This is a genomic window from Methylophilus sp., assembly GCF_052437885.1.
Lineage (GTDB): Bacteria > Pseudomonadota > Gammaproteobacteria > Burkholderiales > Methylophilaceae > Methylophilus.
Genome location: NZ_JBQVPB010000004.1, coordinates 130,041 through 142,662, shown reverse-complemented (window position 1 = coordinate 142,662; position 12,622 = coordinate 130,041). Strand labels below are relative to the sequence as shown.

Genomic DNA, 12,622 nt, shown 5'->3' with positions numbered 1-12,622 from the left:
TCAGACCATCAGCCGCATCAGCGCAATATCCATTACAATTTCAGTTTTATTCAGTGCGCAGGAGCATCTAATGTGTCAAGTGTTTAAAGGCAAGGGCGGCTATATACTGGGGTTTCTGGCCTGTTTCGGCATAGTGGCACTGGCGCTGGCCATACAGGTGAATTACCAGCTGGAGCCGTGTCCACTCTGTATCTCACAGCGCATCATCTTTATGGGCCTGGGTGTGGTGTTCCTGCTGCATGCTTTTGTTCCGCCCAGGTCGTGGTTGAGCGGCGCGCTGGTGGTGGTTGAAGTGCTCACCGCGCTGGGTGGCGTAGGGGTGGCTATCCGGCACTGGTGGTTGCAGGTGCATAAGGACGAGATCATTGCCGACTGCGGTGTGGGCTTTGATTACATGTTTGAGAACTTCCCGCTGAAGAAAGCGCTGACGCTGGTGTTTCGCGGCACCGGTGATTGCGCCGCAATAGACTGGACGTTGCTCGGACTGACCCTGCCGCAACTAGGCTTGATCAGCTTTGTCCTGTTTGGCAGCTACGCGGTGTTTCTGTTCTGCGTCAGACGTTGCAATCGTTAAACCAGCTTGCGTTAAACGGACATTGTTTTAATCCAGCCTGGGCAGCGCATAGTTTTAATCCTGCCTGGTCAGGGGCCTGGCTTTCAACCCTGGCAACGGCTGATCCAGCATGGCAGATTGCCTGGAAATCGTCTCGTGCCACTCCTGAAACTGGTTTTCGCATGAATGCTCAGCCAGCTGCGACAGCATATCGTGGGGGATGTCGGAGGCACGTAATCTGGCGGTCTCGCGTTTCAGGCAGCCCAGATATTTGGCTTTGGCGTAGATCTCTTCCGTCTGCATGCTGGCGATCGCCTGGTCGGCCTGATTCAGCGATTGGCACAACGGTGCCTGCTGGCTACTCTGGGCATAAGCGGCCTGCTTTTGCATATGGATGACGTTGGCGATATCTTCGCCACGCTTGTGTATCCAGCCTTCCATGATCTCGTTGCCGCAACTTTCATTCTGGCAGCGCATGACACTTTTGATCAGCCAGGCGGCCTGCTTGGTCATGCGGTCTTCTGAAATGCCGCAGTTATGTATCACATCATGCGAGCGTGACATATACAGCTTGTAGTTGGCGCGCCAGCTGGCGTGGCTGGCACAAGCCACTTTGCGCAAGGGGTTGGAGAGCGCACATTGCTCAGTGGGCATGCTTTGCAAGCGCTCCGGCGCCCGGTTGCCTACACGGCGACAAGCCAGTGAGATCGCCTGGCCATACGCCTGGGTGATGCCCCAGAACGACAATCTGGCGCGGCTGAACTCCGGGCTGTTTTTCAGGCCGCTATCATTTTTCCAGTCCAGGGTCTCCGCAGACATGGTCGCTTTATGAAACACCACCTCGCGTTCGGCTTCCATAGAGAATTCACTGCACGATGCCTGCACGAACCTGGTGGTGATGGTGTCGTCATGGTCATCTGCCCGCAGTCTGAAACGTATCATATCGTCGAGTTGCCCGACTTGCAGAGAGTCCAGGTCTACCGCGACGGTGAGGAATCTTTCGCGGCCCTGCACTGTTTGCCATTGCTCGGCCTGTGCCAGCAGGCTGAATAAACTCAATGCCCCAATTAAAACACTACTTCTGAATATCATCTATCAACACTAAACGGGATGGGTGGAAAAAACGTTAATATAACTAACGCTAATATAACTTAAGCCAGGGCTGCGGCATATACACTATTGCGTCCGGCCTGTTTTGCTTCATACAGCGCCTTGTCGGCACGATTCAACAGTTGCGAAAGGCTGTCGCCAGGCTGCAAAACGGCGACCCCGGCGCTGATGGTGATAGGCCCTGACTGGTCTATTTGCAGGGCATATATCTGCTTGCGTATCTTCTCGGCCAGCTGGCAAGCCTGTTTCAATGTGGTGCGTGGCGCATAGATGATGAGCTCATCGCCACCCCAGCGCACGGTGATGTCATAAATACGGCTATGTTTCTGCATGCAGCTGGCGACACTTTTCAGCACCGTGTCGCCCAGCACATGGCCGTAGGTATCATTGATTGTTTTAAAGTTGTCTATATCGATCAGGATCAGCGCATCGGCGGTTTTTCTGCTGGCACTAGGTGGATATTCCGCAAACTTGGTTTCAAAATGGTGACGGTTACTTAGCCCGGTCAGGTGATCGGTGCTGGAGAGCCTGGTCAGGTTGAGTTTCTCCATTTCCAGCGCCTGGTTGGCGGCCGCCAGTTGTTCTGTGCGCTGTTTGACTTGGGCTTCAAGGTCGCTGTTCAGGGCTTTTAAATAGCTGGTTTGCGTTTCGCGCAGGCTTTCGTAATTGTGGATGATGAAAAACTGCGCTAGCAGGTAAAAGCCCAGGCTCAGCAGGTCGAGGTCGCTATAATCAGAGGGGAACAAGCCGAGCAAATGATTGCCTATCACCAGAGACAGCAGGATGGCCAGCATGGAGTAGCCGGCGACACGGCCTTTCAGGTAGAACGCTGCTGCCAGTATCAGCAATAACAGGCCGCTACGGGTGGCATTGCCATTGCCGACAAAAAACACGGTCAGGAACTGTACAAAACATAGCCAGAGGGCGATGCTGGCGATCAGCTCCACCATTTTGTGGTATCTGTGCAATATCCATAACAGGATGAAAGCGACGCAGGAAAACAGCAGGTCGACTTTGCCGAGGAAAGGGTCTGCGTTCCAGCGTATCATGCTCATGGCCAGGGAGGCCAGCCCGGCAAAAGTGAACACATTGTTGAGGAAAATGACTTTATAGCGGACGTTGACGGTATCTGTTAATTCCGGGAAAAGCTGGATCGGACGTAACATGACGACAAGCACCTTGCTGATCCAGTTTTTCAATATCCGTTTTCCTTGGCAATTATTGTTTTTGTGATGCGGTCAGTTTATGTAAAATGGCTACTGCGTCAGCTAAGTCAGGAACTTCATGGGAATTTTACATATATTAAGCTGGCGCGTGTATTAAATTATCACCTCAATTCTGGATATTTGAATGATGGATGATTCCGGCGGCTAGTTCGGAAAAAACGCTGTCAGCCTGTTATGAAACCATATAAAACTTTAGATGACTTTGTCGGCAACACACCACTGGTTGCCTTGCAACGCATCAACCCGAATACCAGCAATACCATACTGCTCAAATTAGAGGGCAATAACCCGGCCGGTTCGGTCAAGGACAGGCCTGCTTACAGCATGATATTGCGTGCCGAACAACGCGGCCAGATCAAGCCTGGCGACACCCTGATCGAAGCCACCAGCGGCAATACCGGCATCGCGCTGGCCATGGTCGCCGCCATGCGTGGCTATAAGATGATATTGGTGATGCCGGAAAACCAGACCATAGAACGTCGCCAAAGCATGAAAGCCTATGGCGCTGACCTGGTGCTGACGCCCAAGGATGGCAGCATGGAGCTGGCGCGTGATGTAGCGATGAAGATGCAGGCCGAAGGCGAGGGCATAGTGCTGGACCAGTTCGGTAACTCGGATAATCCGCTGGCGCATTATGAAGGCACCGGGCCGGAGATTTGGCGTGACACCGAAGGCAAGGTCACGCATTTCGTCTCCAGCATGGGTACCACCGGCACCATCATGGGCACCTCGCAATACCTGAAAGAGCAGAATCCGGCCATACGTATCATAGGTGTGCAGCCGGAAGACGGTGCCCAGATCCCTGGCATACGCAAATGGCCAGAGGCATATATGCCCAGGATTTTTGATGCCAGCCGTATAGACGAACTGCGCTATGTCAGCCAGAAAAACGCTGAAGACACCACCCGCAAACTGGCCCAGCAAGAAGGTATCTTTGCCGGGATCTCCAGTGGCGGCGCCCTGTATTCGGCACTACAACTTTCCAGGGAAGTAAGTGACGCTGTGATTGTCGCCATCGTCTGCGACCGCGGTGATAGATATCTGTCTTCCGGGGTGTTTCCCGACTGATGCGCAGCTGGTGCCTGAGCCTGATTCTCTGGTCAGCACAAGCCTGTGCCATCACACAAATCAGCCTGAGTGCAGACAGCGTAGGCAGTGACCTGTTTCAGCTGGATAAACCCAATGCCGTGCTGGATCTACGCAGCAAGCAGCAGGTGAAAGTCAACGCCCAGCGTCTGCAATTTGGTGCTGCCACGCTGGATAAACCGAATATCTCGCTGGATATCAGCCAGCGACCGACCTTGCTCATCACCTCTGATCAGCTGCAGATGCCGCCTTACCAGGTCAGGCACCCGCGTATTTTCCTCGATTACCGCCAGCAGACCCGGCAACCGGTGTTGTCATTAGATGCTGAAGTCAAAGCCTTGCACGACGAGGTGTGGGGCAAGTTCCATCTGGATTGTCTGGTGCCGGCACAAGCGGCCAGCGAAACCTGGCGCTGTGCAGATGGTTTATATAGCGATAGCCGTTCGCATATCCCGTTTGACCTGCTGGTGACGCCGACCTGGAAAAACATCGCGGATACCGCTGAGATGGCAAAAGGTGTAGACCTGGAGTTATCGCTCAAGCAGGCAAGGTTCAGTGATGCCCAGGGCTTGCATGCGGCGGAAAAACTGACCGGGAAAGTCAATCTTTCTGCGCACCAGCAAGCGGGTGGCTGGCGCTGGCAGGGCGTGTTCGACTGGCAGCAGGGCGAGCTGTTCTGGCAGCCGTTTTATTTTGCCGATGGCAACAAACGCTTCGAGATACGCGGCTTTTATCGCCAGCCTTATCTGGATATAGAACAGGCCACACTCAGTTTGCAAGGTGTGGGCACGCTGCATAGCCAAAGCCGCTTCAACCTGGTCAGCAAAGCATTCGAGACACTGAAAGTCGATGCCAGCGATGTTGATTTCAATGGCGTCTACCAGGCATTCATCCAGCCACTGATCCCCAATTCTGCCTTCGGCCATTTGCATGTGTCTGGCAAGGCTGACTGGTCATTTGAAGCCCAGGGCCTGCAGCCGCTCAGGTTCCACCTGAATATTGCAGATGCCAGCGTAGAAGACCAGCGAGGCAAGTTCGGTTTCAGCCATTTTAATGCCGATATCCCGTGGGATTACGATCAGCCTAAACAGATCGCCATGGGTTACCAGTCCGGCCATATCCTGAAGATCCCCCTGGGCCCAACCAAATGGCAGGCTGAAGTGAATCGTTATTCCATCACCTCGCCCAGCCTCAAGCTGCCTATCCTCGATGGCGCACTGGACTTTCAGGATATTTCCGCAGCCTGGATCAACCAAAGCATGGTCTGGCATGTCAAGATGGCGATGCAGCCTATCAGCATGGCACAATTCAGCCAGGCGCTGGACTGGCCGGTGATGCGTGGCCAGATCACCGGCGCGGTGCCATTGATCACCTATGCCAACCACGAGTTACGCATGACTGGTGATATGCAGTTCAGGCTGTTTAACGGCATGGTCGGTATGTCTGACCTGGATATTGATGACCCGCTGGGGGCGGTGCCCAAATTGCACGCCAATTTCACCATGCGCGATATAGACCTGGGCGAGATCACGCGCACCTTTAATTTCGGCTCTATCAGTGGCAAGCTGGAAGGTGATGTCAGGCATTTGCAATTGCAGAACTGGAAACCTGTGTATATGGATGCCATCATCCAGACTGCCGATGGACCGTTTGAAAAAAAGATCTCGCAACGTGCGGTGGAAAATATCACTGCCTTGGGTGGTGAAGGTACGGCAGCGGCATTGCAACGTACTTTCCTGCGGTTTTTCAAAGAGTTCGGCTATGAAAAGATAGGCCTGCGCTGTGAGTTGCGTGGTGATATCTGCAAGATGGGTGGCGTTGAAGCGATCCCGGATGGTTTTGTGATCGTCAAAGGCAAGGGCGCGCCTTCAGTCAATGTCAACGGCTACACGCAATATGTCAGCTGGAAAGATGTGCTGGCACGCATGCAGCGCGTGACAGATAGCAATAGCAAGATCATTATCGATTAGTTGACCCTAGTATTGGGTGACTATAGTGCATAAGAAAGGAAGCAGAATTGAATTTTGCGATGGATAACAAATATGTGCGCTGGCTGCGCACTTGCGTGTGGCTGGCTGCTGTGATCGAACTGACGGCCTGTGTCACTATCAATATCTATTTCCCGGCGGCAGCGGCAGAAAAGGCGGCAGATAAAGTGATAGACGAAATCTGGCAGACCCCCGCCGGACAGACCCCGGCCGCTTCGCCAGGCACATCTTCCAGCCCGGCCCCGGCTGCCGCCCCAACTGTTAACCAGGAGTCCGCACCATGAATACCCTCAGCAAAATCAGGCAACAGTGCTTGTTGCAGTTGCAACTATTTAGCCGTGATGGCTATCACATCTTAAAGAAGCTGTTATTGAGCATGATGGTGCTGGGTGTTTTGACTACACAAGTACAGGCAGCGGCTGATCTGGATGTGAATACTCCGGCGGTCGCCGCAGTGAAAGCCAGCATGCAAAGCCGCCATCAACTGCTGGCACCTTATTATCAATCAGGCGCGGTAGGGTTGACCGCAGACGGATTCGTCGCGGTAAAAGATGCAGGTTTGGTGCCACTGTCCCAACGTAGTGCGCTGGCAGCGCTGGCGAAAGAAGAAAACGCTGACCGCTCGCGTTTGTATCAGGGCATTGCTGCCGCAAATGGTCACCCCGAGTGGGAAGGCGAGATACAGCGTACATTCGCCCAGCGCTGGATAGACCGCGCGCAACCCGGCTGGTCAGTGCAGCGCGACGGTCAATGGCAGAAAAAATAGCTGCTAAGGCCTTGTATAGAAAAGCTTTATAAGATTATTTGACCATGGGTAGTGCGCCAGAGGCCGGGCAGGCCGATTGTTTAGCGTTCTGACAAATCGAAAAACAGAGCAGTAAAAAGGCCGGAATTCAGTTTCAGGCATGGTCATTGCATACAAATAAAGTGCATATTGCGATGGAAGGAGTTTGTTGTGGCAAATAATCTTTTCGTTCTACCCAGGCTGGGCCAAACTATCCGGCAAGAGGACTCAGGCATCTACTACATCCTGAATCAGCAAACCGGCCGCGTCCGTTCCCTGATACAACTGGTGCGTGAAAACCTGCACTGGTATATCTTGCAATTACAGCCTATCGCTGATGGCCTGGATTATCGATGGTCGGTGTTATCGCGTGAAAATGATTGCGCGCTGCAAACGGCGACCGACAGGCAGATCGCACACTACTTTTCCAGACCCGAATACACCGAGCCTGTAGGCGCCTGGCAAGTCATGCGTAATGCAGATTTTGGCTTTGGCAAATTCACCCCTATCGCGGCACCAGAAGAGGTCAGCTATGCCATCCTGACCTTTGAAGGCGATGAGATGAAAGCGCCTATCCGGTTGCACAAAGCGCCCAGCGAGTGGCTGCAGGAAAGCAATAGCCAGGATATTCTGCAATTGGAGATCGCCTAGGTTTCAAATGTGATCCGGCAGGCTGCTAGCGCATGCACTTGCCGGTAAATAAAGAGTGGCTGCCTGGCCACTCTGTGCTGGCCTGGGCCAGGATCAGCATTTTCGGCTGGTGAGGTCGCCATTGCCTGTGCTATGGTTACGACCATATTATTTTTAGTGGGGCGATCCAGCCGGATCGTTGTTCTCATGCTTCGCAGTCTTGTATTCGATATCGAAACCATTCCCGATGTAGATGGCATACGCCAATTGCACGATCTCCCTGCCGGGTTGAGTGACAGTGAGGTCGCCAATGTCGCCTTTCACCAGCGCCGCCAGCAAAATGGCACTGATTTTCTGCCGCACCATTTGCAGCGCGTGTGCGCGATCTCTTGCGCCATGCGTGAAGGCAACCAGTTCAGGGTTTGGACGCTGGGCGATGAAAACTCCAGCGAGGCCGAGATCATCCAGCGCTTTTTTGATGGCATCGAGAAGTACACGCCCAACCTGGTGAGCTGGAACGGTGGCGGCTTTGATCTGCCGGTCTTGCATTACCGCGCCATGGTGCATGGCATCAGCGCGCCGCGTTACTGGGACCTGGGTGAGGATGACAAGGAATTCAAATGGAATAACTATATCAGCCGCTACCACACGCGGCACCTGGATCTGATGGATGTGCTGGCGATGTACACTGGCCGCGCCAATGCGCCGCTGGATCAGATGGCCCAGTTATGCGGCTTTCCCGGCAAGCTGGGCATGGATGGCAGCAAAGTGTGGCAGGCGTATCTGGATGGCGAGATTCAGGCTATCCGTGATTACTGTGAAACCGACGTTGCCAATACGCATCTGGTCTATTTACGTTTTTTGAAGATGCGCGGCCATCTGACTGACGCCGCCTACGCCGAAGAGATTCAGCTGGTGCGTGAGACCCTGGCTGCTTATACCGGCAGCCACTGGCAACAATTCATGCAGGCCTGGGCCCCGGCCGGCTAGCTAACTGCGCCACAAGTGGCAGACTGGCAGGTGGGCAAGCTAGCCTTAGCGGGCGCCTGACGAATCTGCCCTGGTGTCGTTCTTGATCTCTTCAGGCGTGACTTCATCCTGCCGGTTATCTTCGCGTGACTCTTCATCAAGCTGGGTGTTTTTCCAGTTTAAGATCACGCGTTGTGATTTTTTAGCGCTGAGGTTGAAGGTGTAACGCTGGGTATTGCCCTGATAGCTGGCAACCGCGGTATATTTGCCAGCAGGCAGGCTTAACAGTAATCTGGGTGCGGCGTGCTCAAGGCTGAACACGGTCTGTTTTTTGCCATCGATGATGCTGATATTCACATCATCCACCAGGCGGCCTATCCTGCCTTCAGAAAACAGGAAATACAGATTGAATTGTTTTTTGAAGGCTTCCAGTGCTTCGACTTCTTCCGAGCCTATGCCGCCAGTCACATAACTCACACCCTGTGCATCCTGCTGTATGGCGATCTCGTCAGCCAGGCAGGCAGCGGAGGTGGAAAGTGCCATCACCAGTGCAATACTCAGACTCCATTGTTTTAACATATGGTCTCCCTTATTTTGCAGTGCTTGTTGAGGGATTGTAAGCCCAATTCAGGTAAAATAACAGCTATGAGAAGCAACCGTCAAAGAACCCGCCTATCGCCAGCGTCAATGGCGAAACAAACTCCCCGTATCGCCGTAATCGAATCCCTGGACCAGGAAGGCCGTGGCGTCGCCCATGTCGATGGTAAAGTGGTTTTTATCGAAGGCGCACTGCCTTTCGAGCGCGTGCGATTCGCTACCCACTATTCAAAGCCTACTTATGAGGTGGCGGCTACGCTGGAAGTGTTAAAGTCGTCCAGCCAGCGCGTCACGCCTGGTTGCGTTTATTTCGGCACCTGTGGCGGTTGCGCCATGCAGCACCTGGAGTTTTCGGCACAAGTCGCTGCCAAACAGCGTCTGCTGGAAGCAGACCTGTGGCATATAGGCCGTATCAAGCCTGAAAAAATGCTGCCGCCTATACAGGGCACACCCTGGCAATACCGGCATAAAGCCCGTCTGCGCGTGAAATATGTGGAGAAAAAGGGTGGTGTGCTGGTCGGGTTTAATGAAAAAGGCACCAGCTTTGTCACCTTTATGGATAGCTGCCAGGTGTTGCCTAAAGCCATTTCTGACCTCATCGTGCCACTCAAGGAGTTGATAGGCCAGTTAAGTGTGCGGCAGTGCCTGCCACAGATAGAACTGGCCGTCGGCGAAGATGCGACCGTGCTGCTGCTACGCATACTCGAAGCGCTGGAAGAGCGTGACCTGCCATTGCTGGCCGCATTTGAAGCCGCCCATGGCGTGCAATTCTGGACCCAAACCAAGGGGCCGGATACGGCGAAACCCTTGTTCGGCCATAGCGACCGCCTGCATTACAGCCTGCCGGAATACAACCTGCAATATCCATTCAGCCCGATAGAGTTCACCCAGGTCAACCCCGCTATCAACCGCGTCATGATACGCCGCGCCATGCAGCTGTTGCAGCCAAAAGCGGGCGAGCGCATTGCCGACTTTTTCTGCGGCCTGGGTAACTTCACCTTGCCTATCGCCCGTAGTGGCGCGCAAGTCTATGGTGTGGAAGGCGCACAGGCGCTGGTCAAAAGGGCGATAGAGAACGCCAGCCTGAATCATATAGCCAACGTGGAGTTCGCCGAGTCTGACCTGTTTGATATGACGCCGGAGCTGTTGCAAGGCCTGGGCTATTTTGACAAGTGGCTGATCGATCCGCCACGCGACGGAGCGATGGAACTGATCAAATCGCTGCCGGATGATGGCCAGGGTGCGCCTAAGCTGATCGTCTACGTCTCATGTAACCCTTCCACCCTGGCACGTGATGTCGCCATACTCACGCAGTCCAAAGGCTACCGCCTGAAAGCGGCCGGTGTGATGAATATGTTCCCGCATACCGCGCATGTTGAATCCATCGCGCTGTTTGAAAGAGACTGAGGTGTCGTTACATAAAATGGCAGGCACGTGGCTGCTCGGATGGGCGTTGACGTTAGCGCTGGCGCTGAGTCTGTCCGGCTGCCAGCCGGAAAGCGAACCACGTGCCCTGGTGTTTGCGGTCGCGCAGGCGCCGGTGAACCTGGACCCGAGATTTGCCACCGATGCCGCTTCCGAACGTATCAATCACCTGCTGTACCAGCGGCTGGTCGAGTTTGATGCCGCGTCGCATGAGGTGGCCGGGCTGGCTGCCTGGCAAATGCAGGACCCCAGTCATTACCGCTTTCAGCTGCAACAGCCAGGCGCCAGTTTTCATGATGGCACGCCGCTCACGGCTGCCGATGTCAAGGCCACTTATGAGAGCCTGCTACAACTGAAAAACTCGCCACACACGGCTGAGTTCAAGCATATCCTGCACATCACCACGCCAGACAGCCGGACCATAGATTTTGAACTGAGCCGGCCAGACCCGCATTTCGCCGCGCGACTGATCATAGGCATTTTGCCGGCAGCGCAGATCGCTGCCGGACATGATTTCGGCCATGCGCCTGTGGGCAGCGGGCCGTTCAGGCTGGATCGCTGGGATAGTGAATTGCAACTGGTCAGGCTTAGTGACGGCCTCAAAGTCCGCTTTAGTGAGGTGAAAGACCCGAATGTGCGGGTGCTCAAGCTCAAGCGTGGCGAAGTCGACCTGATCCAGGGCGATCTGCCGCCGGAACTGATCAAATACCTGCAAAAACAGGCAGATATTTCAGTCAGGACCGTGGTCGGTGCCAATTACTCCTACCTGGGCTTGAACGTACAGGCCGAGTTTTTGCGCGATGTCAGGGTCAGGCGCGCCATCGCACATGCCATCGATACCCGGGCCATCATAGATAAAGTGATGGTTAGCCACAGCCGCCAGGCGAATGCCATCCTGCCGCCAGAGCACTACGCCGGCAACCCGACATTGCAGGCTTATGGCTACCAGCCGGAATTAGCCAGGCAGTTATTGCAGTCGGCTGGCGTCAAACTGCCATTGACGCTGGTCTATAAAACCAGCACCGACCCGCAACGGGTACGCCTGGCCACCATTCTGCAGGCGCAGATGCAGGCGGCGGGCATAGACCTGCAGATCAAGAGCCTGGACTGGGGCACTTTTTTTGCCGATGTGCAAAAAGGTAATTTCCAGATGTCAGGTTTGACCTGGGTGGGCATCAAGACCCCTGAGATCTACGGCAAGGTATTCGGTTCAGGCAGTATGCCACCTGCCGGCTTCAACCGTGGCGGTTACCGCGATGCGGCGCTGGATGGTTTGCTGAAAAACGAGAACTGGCCGGCAGTCACCCGCCGTATTCATGAACAATTACCGTATATTCCGCTCTGGTATGAAGGGCAGTTCGCTGCCTACCAGGCCAGTGTCAAGTCTTACCAGCCCATGCCGGACGGCAATTGGGATGGTCTGACCAATATAGTCTTCCAGCCTGGCCACCCCTGAACTTTGGCCCTGAACCCTGGCCCTGAATCCTGGCAGCGCTATCCGGCCTGCACGCCGAACCAGTGGCCTATCAGTGCCGTCGCGGCCATGGCGAGTGCGCCCCAGATAACGATACGGCTGACGCCTTTCCACATGCCGGCACCCCCGGCACGGGCAGCGACTGCGCCCAACAGGCCTAAAAACGGTAAGGTAGTGAAGATCAGCCAGCTTTGCACCTGTGCATGCGGGGCCAGCCAGGCTGTGAGCAAGGGCAGGGCGGCGCCACTGGCAAAGGCCAGTGCCGAGGCCAGAGCTGCCTGCAAGGGCCTGGCCTGGTTCACCTCATGCAAGCCCAGTTCATCGCGCGCATGCGCTGCCAGTGAGTCGTGATGTGACAAGGCCTGTGCCACCTGCTGCGCCAGATCCGGCGACAAGCCACGCTGTATATAGATGCCGGTGAGTTCGCGCAGCTCGCTGTCGGGGTTGTCCTGCAGCTCCCTGGCTTCGCGCGCCAGGTCAGCTTGTTCTATATCCGTCTGCGAACTGACAGACACATATTCCCCGGTCGCCATGGAGAGTGCGCCCGCCACCAGCCCGGCGACGCCGGTCACCAGCAGGGCGCTGTTATCCGCGCCGGCTGCCGCCACGCCCATCAGCAAACTGGCGGTGGAAATAATGCCATCGTTCGCGCCGAGGACAGAAGCTCTCAGCCAGCCACTGCGCTGTAAAAAATGCATTTCGTGATGTGGCATGATGAATACTTATAAATTGGAATGCCTGCCATTGTAATTCTAATTGTCACTGAAACATGCACTGACT

Annotated in this window: 13 protein-coding genes; 9 read left to right on the top strand and 4 right to left on the bottom strand. The window is 54.8% G+C overall.

Annotated elements, in window-relative coordinates; genetic code table 11:
• The first annotated feature begins 70 nt into the window (after positions 1–70).
• Positions 71–574 (top strand): disulfide bond formation protein B, encoded by a 504-nt coding sequence (locus ACT6RZ_RS05585; protein WP_444701185.1) that lies wholly within the window; start codon positions 71–73, stop codon positions 572–574.
• Positions 575–628: 54 nt separating this feature from the next.
• Here ACT6RZ_RS05585 and ACT6RZ_RS05580 read toward each other — a convergent pair whose 3' ends face one another.
• Together ACT6RZ_RS05580 and ACT6RZ_RS05575 are read right to left on the bottom strand one after the other, a co-directional pair.
• Positions 629–1,612, bottom strand: coding sequence for a hypothetical protein (locus ACT6RZ_RS05580; protein WP_444701184.1), 984 nt, complete (start codon positions 1,610–1,612; stop codon positions 629–631).
• A 92-nt stretch (positions 1,613–1,704) separates the two neighbouring features.
• A complete protein-coding gene (locus ACT6RZ_RS05575) occupies positions 1,705–2,829 on the bottom strand; it encodes a diguanylate cyclase (protein WP_444701183.1) in 1,125 nt (374 codons plus the stop codon).
• Between the two features lie 234 nt (positions 2,830–3,063).
• On the opposite strand from ACT6RZ_RS05575, the gene cysM reads away from it, so the two are divergent.
• The 6 genes from cysM (at position 3,064) to ACT6RZ_RS05545 (ending at position 8,367) form a co-directional block, all read left to right on the top strand.
• Positions 3,064–3,957: a cysteine synthase CysM gene (gene cysM, locus ACT6RZ_RS05570; protein WP_444701182.1), complete on the top strand. Its 894-nt coding sequence runs from the start codon at positions 3,064–3,066 to the stop codon at positions 3,955–3,957.
• Positions 3,957–5,945 (top strand): hypothetical protein, encoded by a 1,989-nt coding sequence (locus ACT6RZ_RS05565; protein ID WP_444701181.1) that lies wholly within the window; start codon positions 3,957–3,959, stop codon positions 5,943–5,945. Before cysM ends, ACT6RZ_RS05565 begins: the two co-directional genes overlap by 1 nt.
• A 47-nt stretch (positions 5,946–5,992) precedes the next feature.
• Entirely contained in the window at positions 5,993–6,247 is a 255-nt protein-coding gene (locus tag ACT6RZ_RS05560; RefSeq protein WP_444701180.1) for a hypothetical protein, read from the top strand.
• 92 nt (positions 6,248–6,339) lie between these two features.
• Positions 6,340–6,729: a YdbL family protein gene (locus tag ACT6RZ_RS05555; protein WP_444701331.1), complete on the top strand. Its 390-nt coding sequence runs from the start codon at positions 6,340–6,342 to the stop codon at positions 6,727–6,729.
• A gap of 189 nt (positions 6,730–6,918) precedes the next feature.
• Positions 6,919–7,398, top strand: coding sequence for a hypothetical protein (locus tag ACT6RZ_RS05550; protein ID WP_444701179.1), 480 nt, complete (start codon positions 6,919–6,921; stop codon positions 7,396–7,398).
• Positions 7,399–7,584: 186 nt separating this feature from the next.
• A complete protein-coding gene (locus ACT6RZ_RS05545; RefSeq protein ID WP_444701178.1) occupies positions 7,585–8,367 on the top strand; it encodes a 3'-5' exonuclease in 783 nt (260 codons plus the stop codon).
• Positions 8,368–8,412: 45 nt separating this feature from the next.
• On the opposite strand, the gene ACT6RZ_RS05540 is transcribed toward ACT6RZ_RS05545, so the two are convergent.
• Positions 8,413–8,925, bottom strand: coding sequence for a hypothetical protein (locus ACT6RZ_RS05540; protein ID WP_444701177.1), 513 nt, complete (start codon positions 8,923–8,925; stop codon positions 8,413–8,415).
• A 66-nt stretch (positions 8,926–8,991) separates the two neighbouring features.
• On the opposite strand from ACT6RZ_RS05540, the gene rlmD reads away from it, so the two are divergent.
• Both rlmD and ACT6RZ_RS05530 read left to right on the top strand, forming a co-directional pair.
• On the top strand, positions 8,992–10,350 hold the full coding sequence (gene rlmD, locus ACT6RZ_RS05535) for a 23S rRNA (uracil(1939)-C(5))-methyltransferase RlmD (protein ID WP_444701176.1): 1,359 nt from the start codon (positions 8,992–8,994) through the stop codon (positions 10,348–10,350).
• 16 nt (positions 10,351–10,366) lie between these two features.
• A complete protein-coding gene (locus ACT6RZ_RS05530; RefSeq protein WP_444701175.1) occupies positions 10,367–11,824 on the top strand; it encodes an ABC transporter substrate-binding protein in 1,458 nt (485 codons plus the stop codon).
• 38 nt (positions 11,825–11,862) lie between these two features.
• Here ACT6RZ_RS05530 and ACT6RZ_RS05525 read toward each other — a convergent pair whose 3' ends face one another.
• Positions 11,863–12,555 (bottom strand): VIT1/CCC1 transporter family protein, encoded by a 693-nt coding sequence (locus ACT6RZ_RS05525; protein ID WP_444701174.1) that lies wholly within the window; start codon positions 12,553–12,555, stop codon positions 11,863–11,865.
• Positions 12,556–12,622: the final 67 nt, after the last annotated feature.

What these genes read in the sequence shown, in the direction of transcription:
- ACT6RZ_RS05575 (WP_444701183.1), bottom strand. Translation starts at nt 2,829, where the DNA reads ATGTTACGTCCGATCCAGCTTTTCCCGGAATTAACAGATACCGTCAAC.
- ACT6RZ_RS05555 (WP_444701331.1), top strand. Translation starts at nt 6,340, where the DNA reads ATGATGGTGCTGGGTGTTTTGACTACACAAGTACAGGCAGCGGCTGAT.
- ACT6RZ_RS05565 (WP_444701181.1), top strand. Translation starts at nt 3,957, where the DNA reads ATGCGCAGCTGGTGCCTGAGCCTGATTCTCTGGTCAGCACAAGCCTGT.
- ACT6RZ_RS05530 (WP_444701175.1), top strand. Translation starts at nt 10,367, where the DNA reads ATGGCAGGCACGTGGCTGCTCGGATGGGCGTTGACGTTAGCGCTGGCG.
- ACT6RZ_RS05525 (WP_444701174.1), bottom strand. Translation starts at nt 12,555, where the DNA reads ATGCCACATCACGAAATGCATTTTTTACAGCGCAGTGGCTGGCTGAGA.
- ACT6RZ_RS05545 (WP_444701178.1), top strand. Translation starts at nt 7,585, where the DNA reads ATGCTTCGCAGTCTTGTATTCGATATCGAAACCATTCCCGATGTAGAT.
- rlmD (WP_444701176.1), top strand. Translation starts at nt 8,992, where the DNA reads ATGAGAAGCAACCGTCAAAGAACCCGCCTATCGCCAGCGTCAATGGCG.
- cysM (WP_444701182.1), top strand. Translation starts at nt 3,064, where the DNA reads ATGAAACCATATAAAACTTTAGATGACTTTGTCGGCAACACACCACTG.
- ACT6RZ_RS05540 (WP_444701177.1), bottom strand. Translation starts at nt 8,925, where the DNA reads ATGTTAAAACAATGGAGTCTGAGTATTGCACTGGTGATGGCACTTTCC.
- ACT6RZ_RS05585 (WP_444701185.1), top strand. Translation starts at nt 71, where the DNA reads ATGTGTCAAGTGTTTAAAGGCAAGGGCGGCTATATACTGGGGTTTCTG.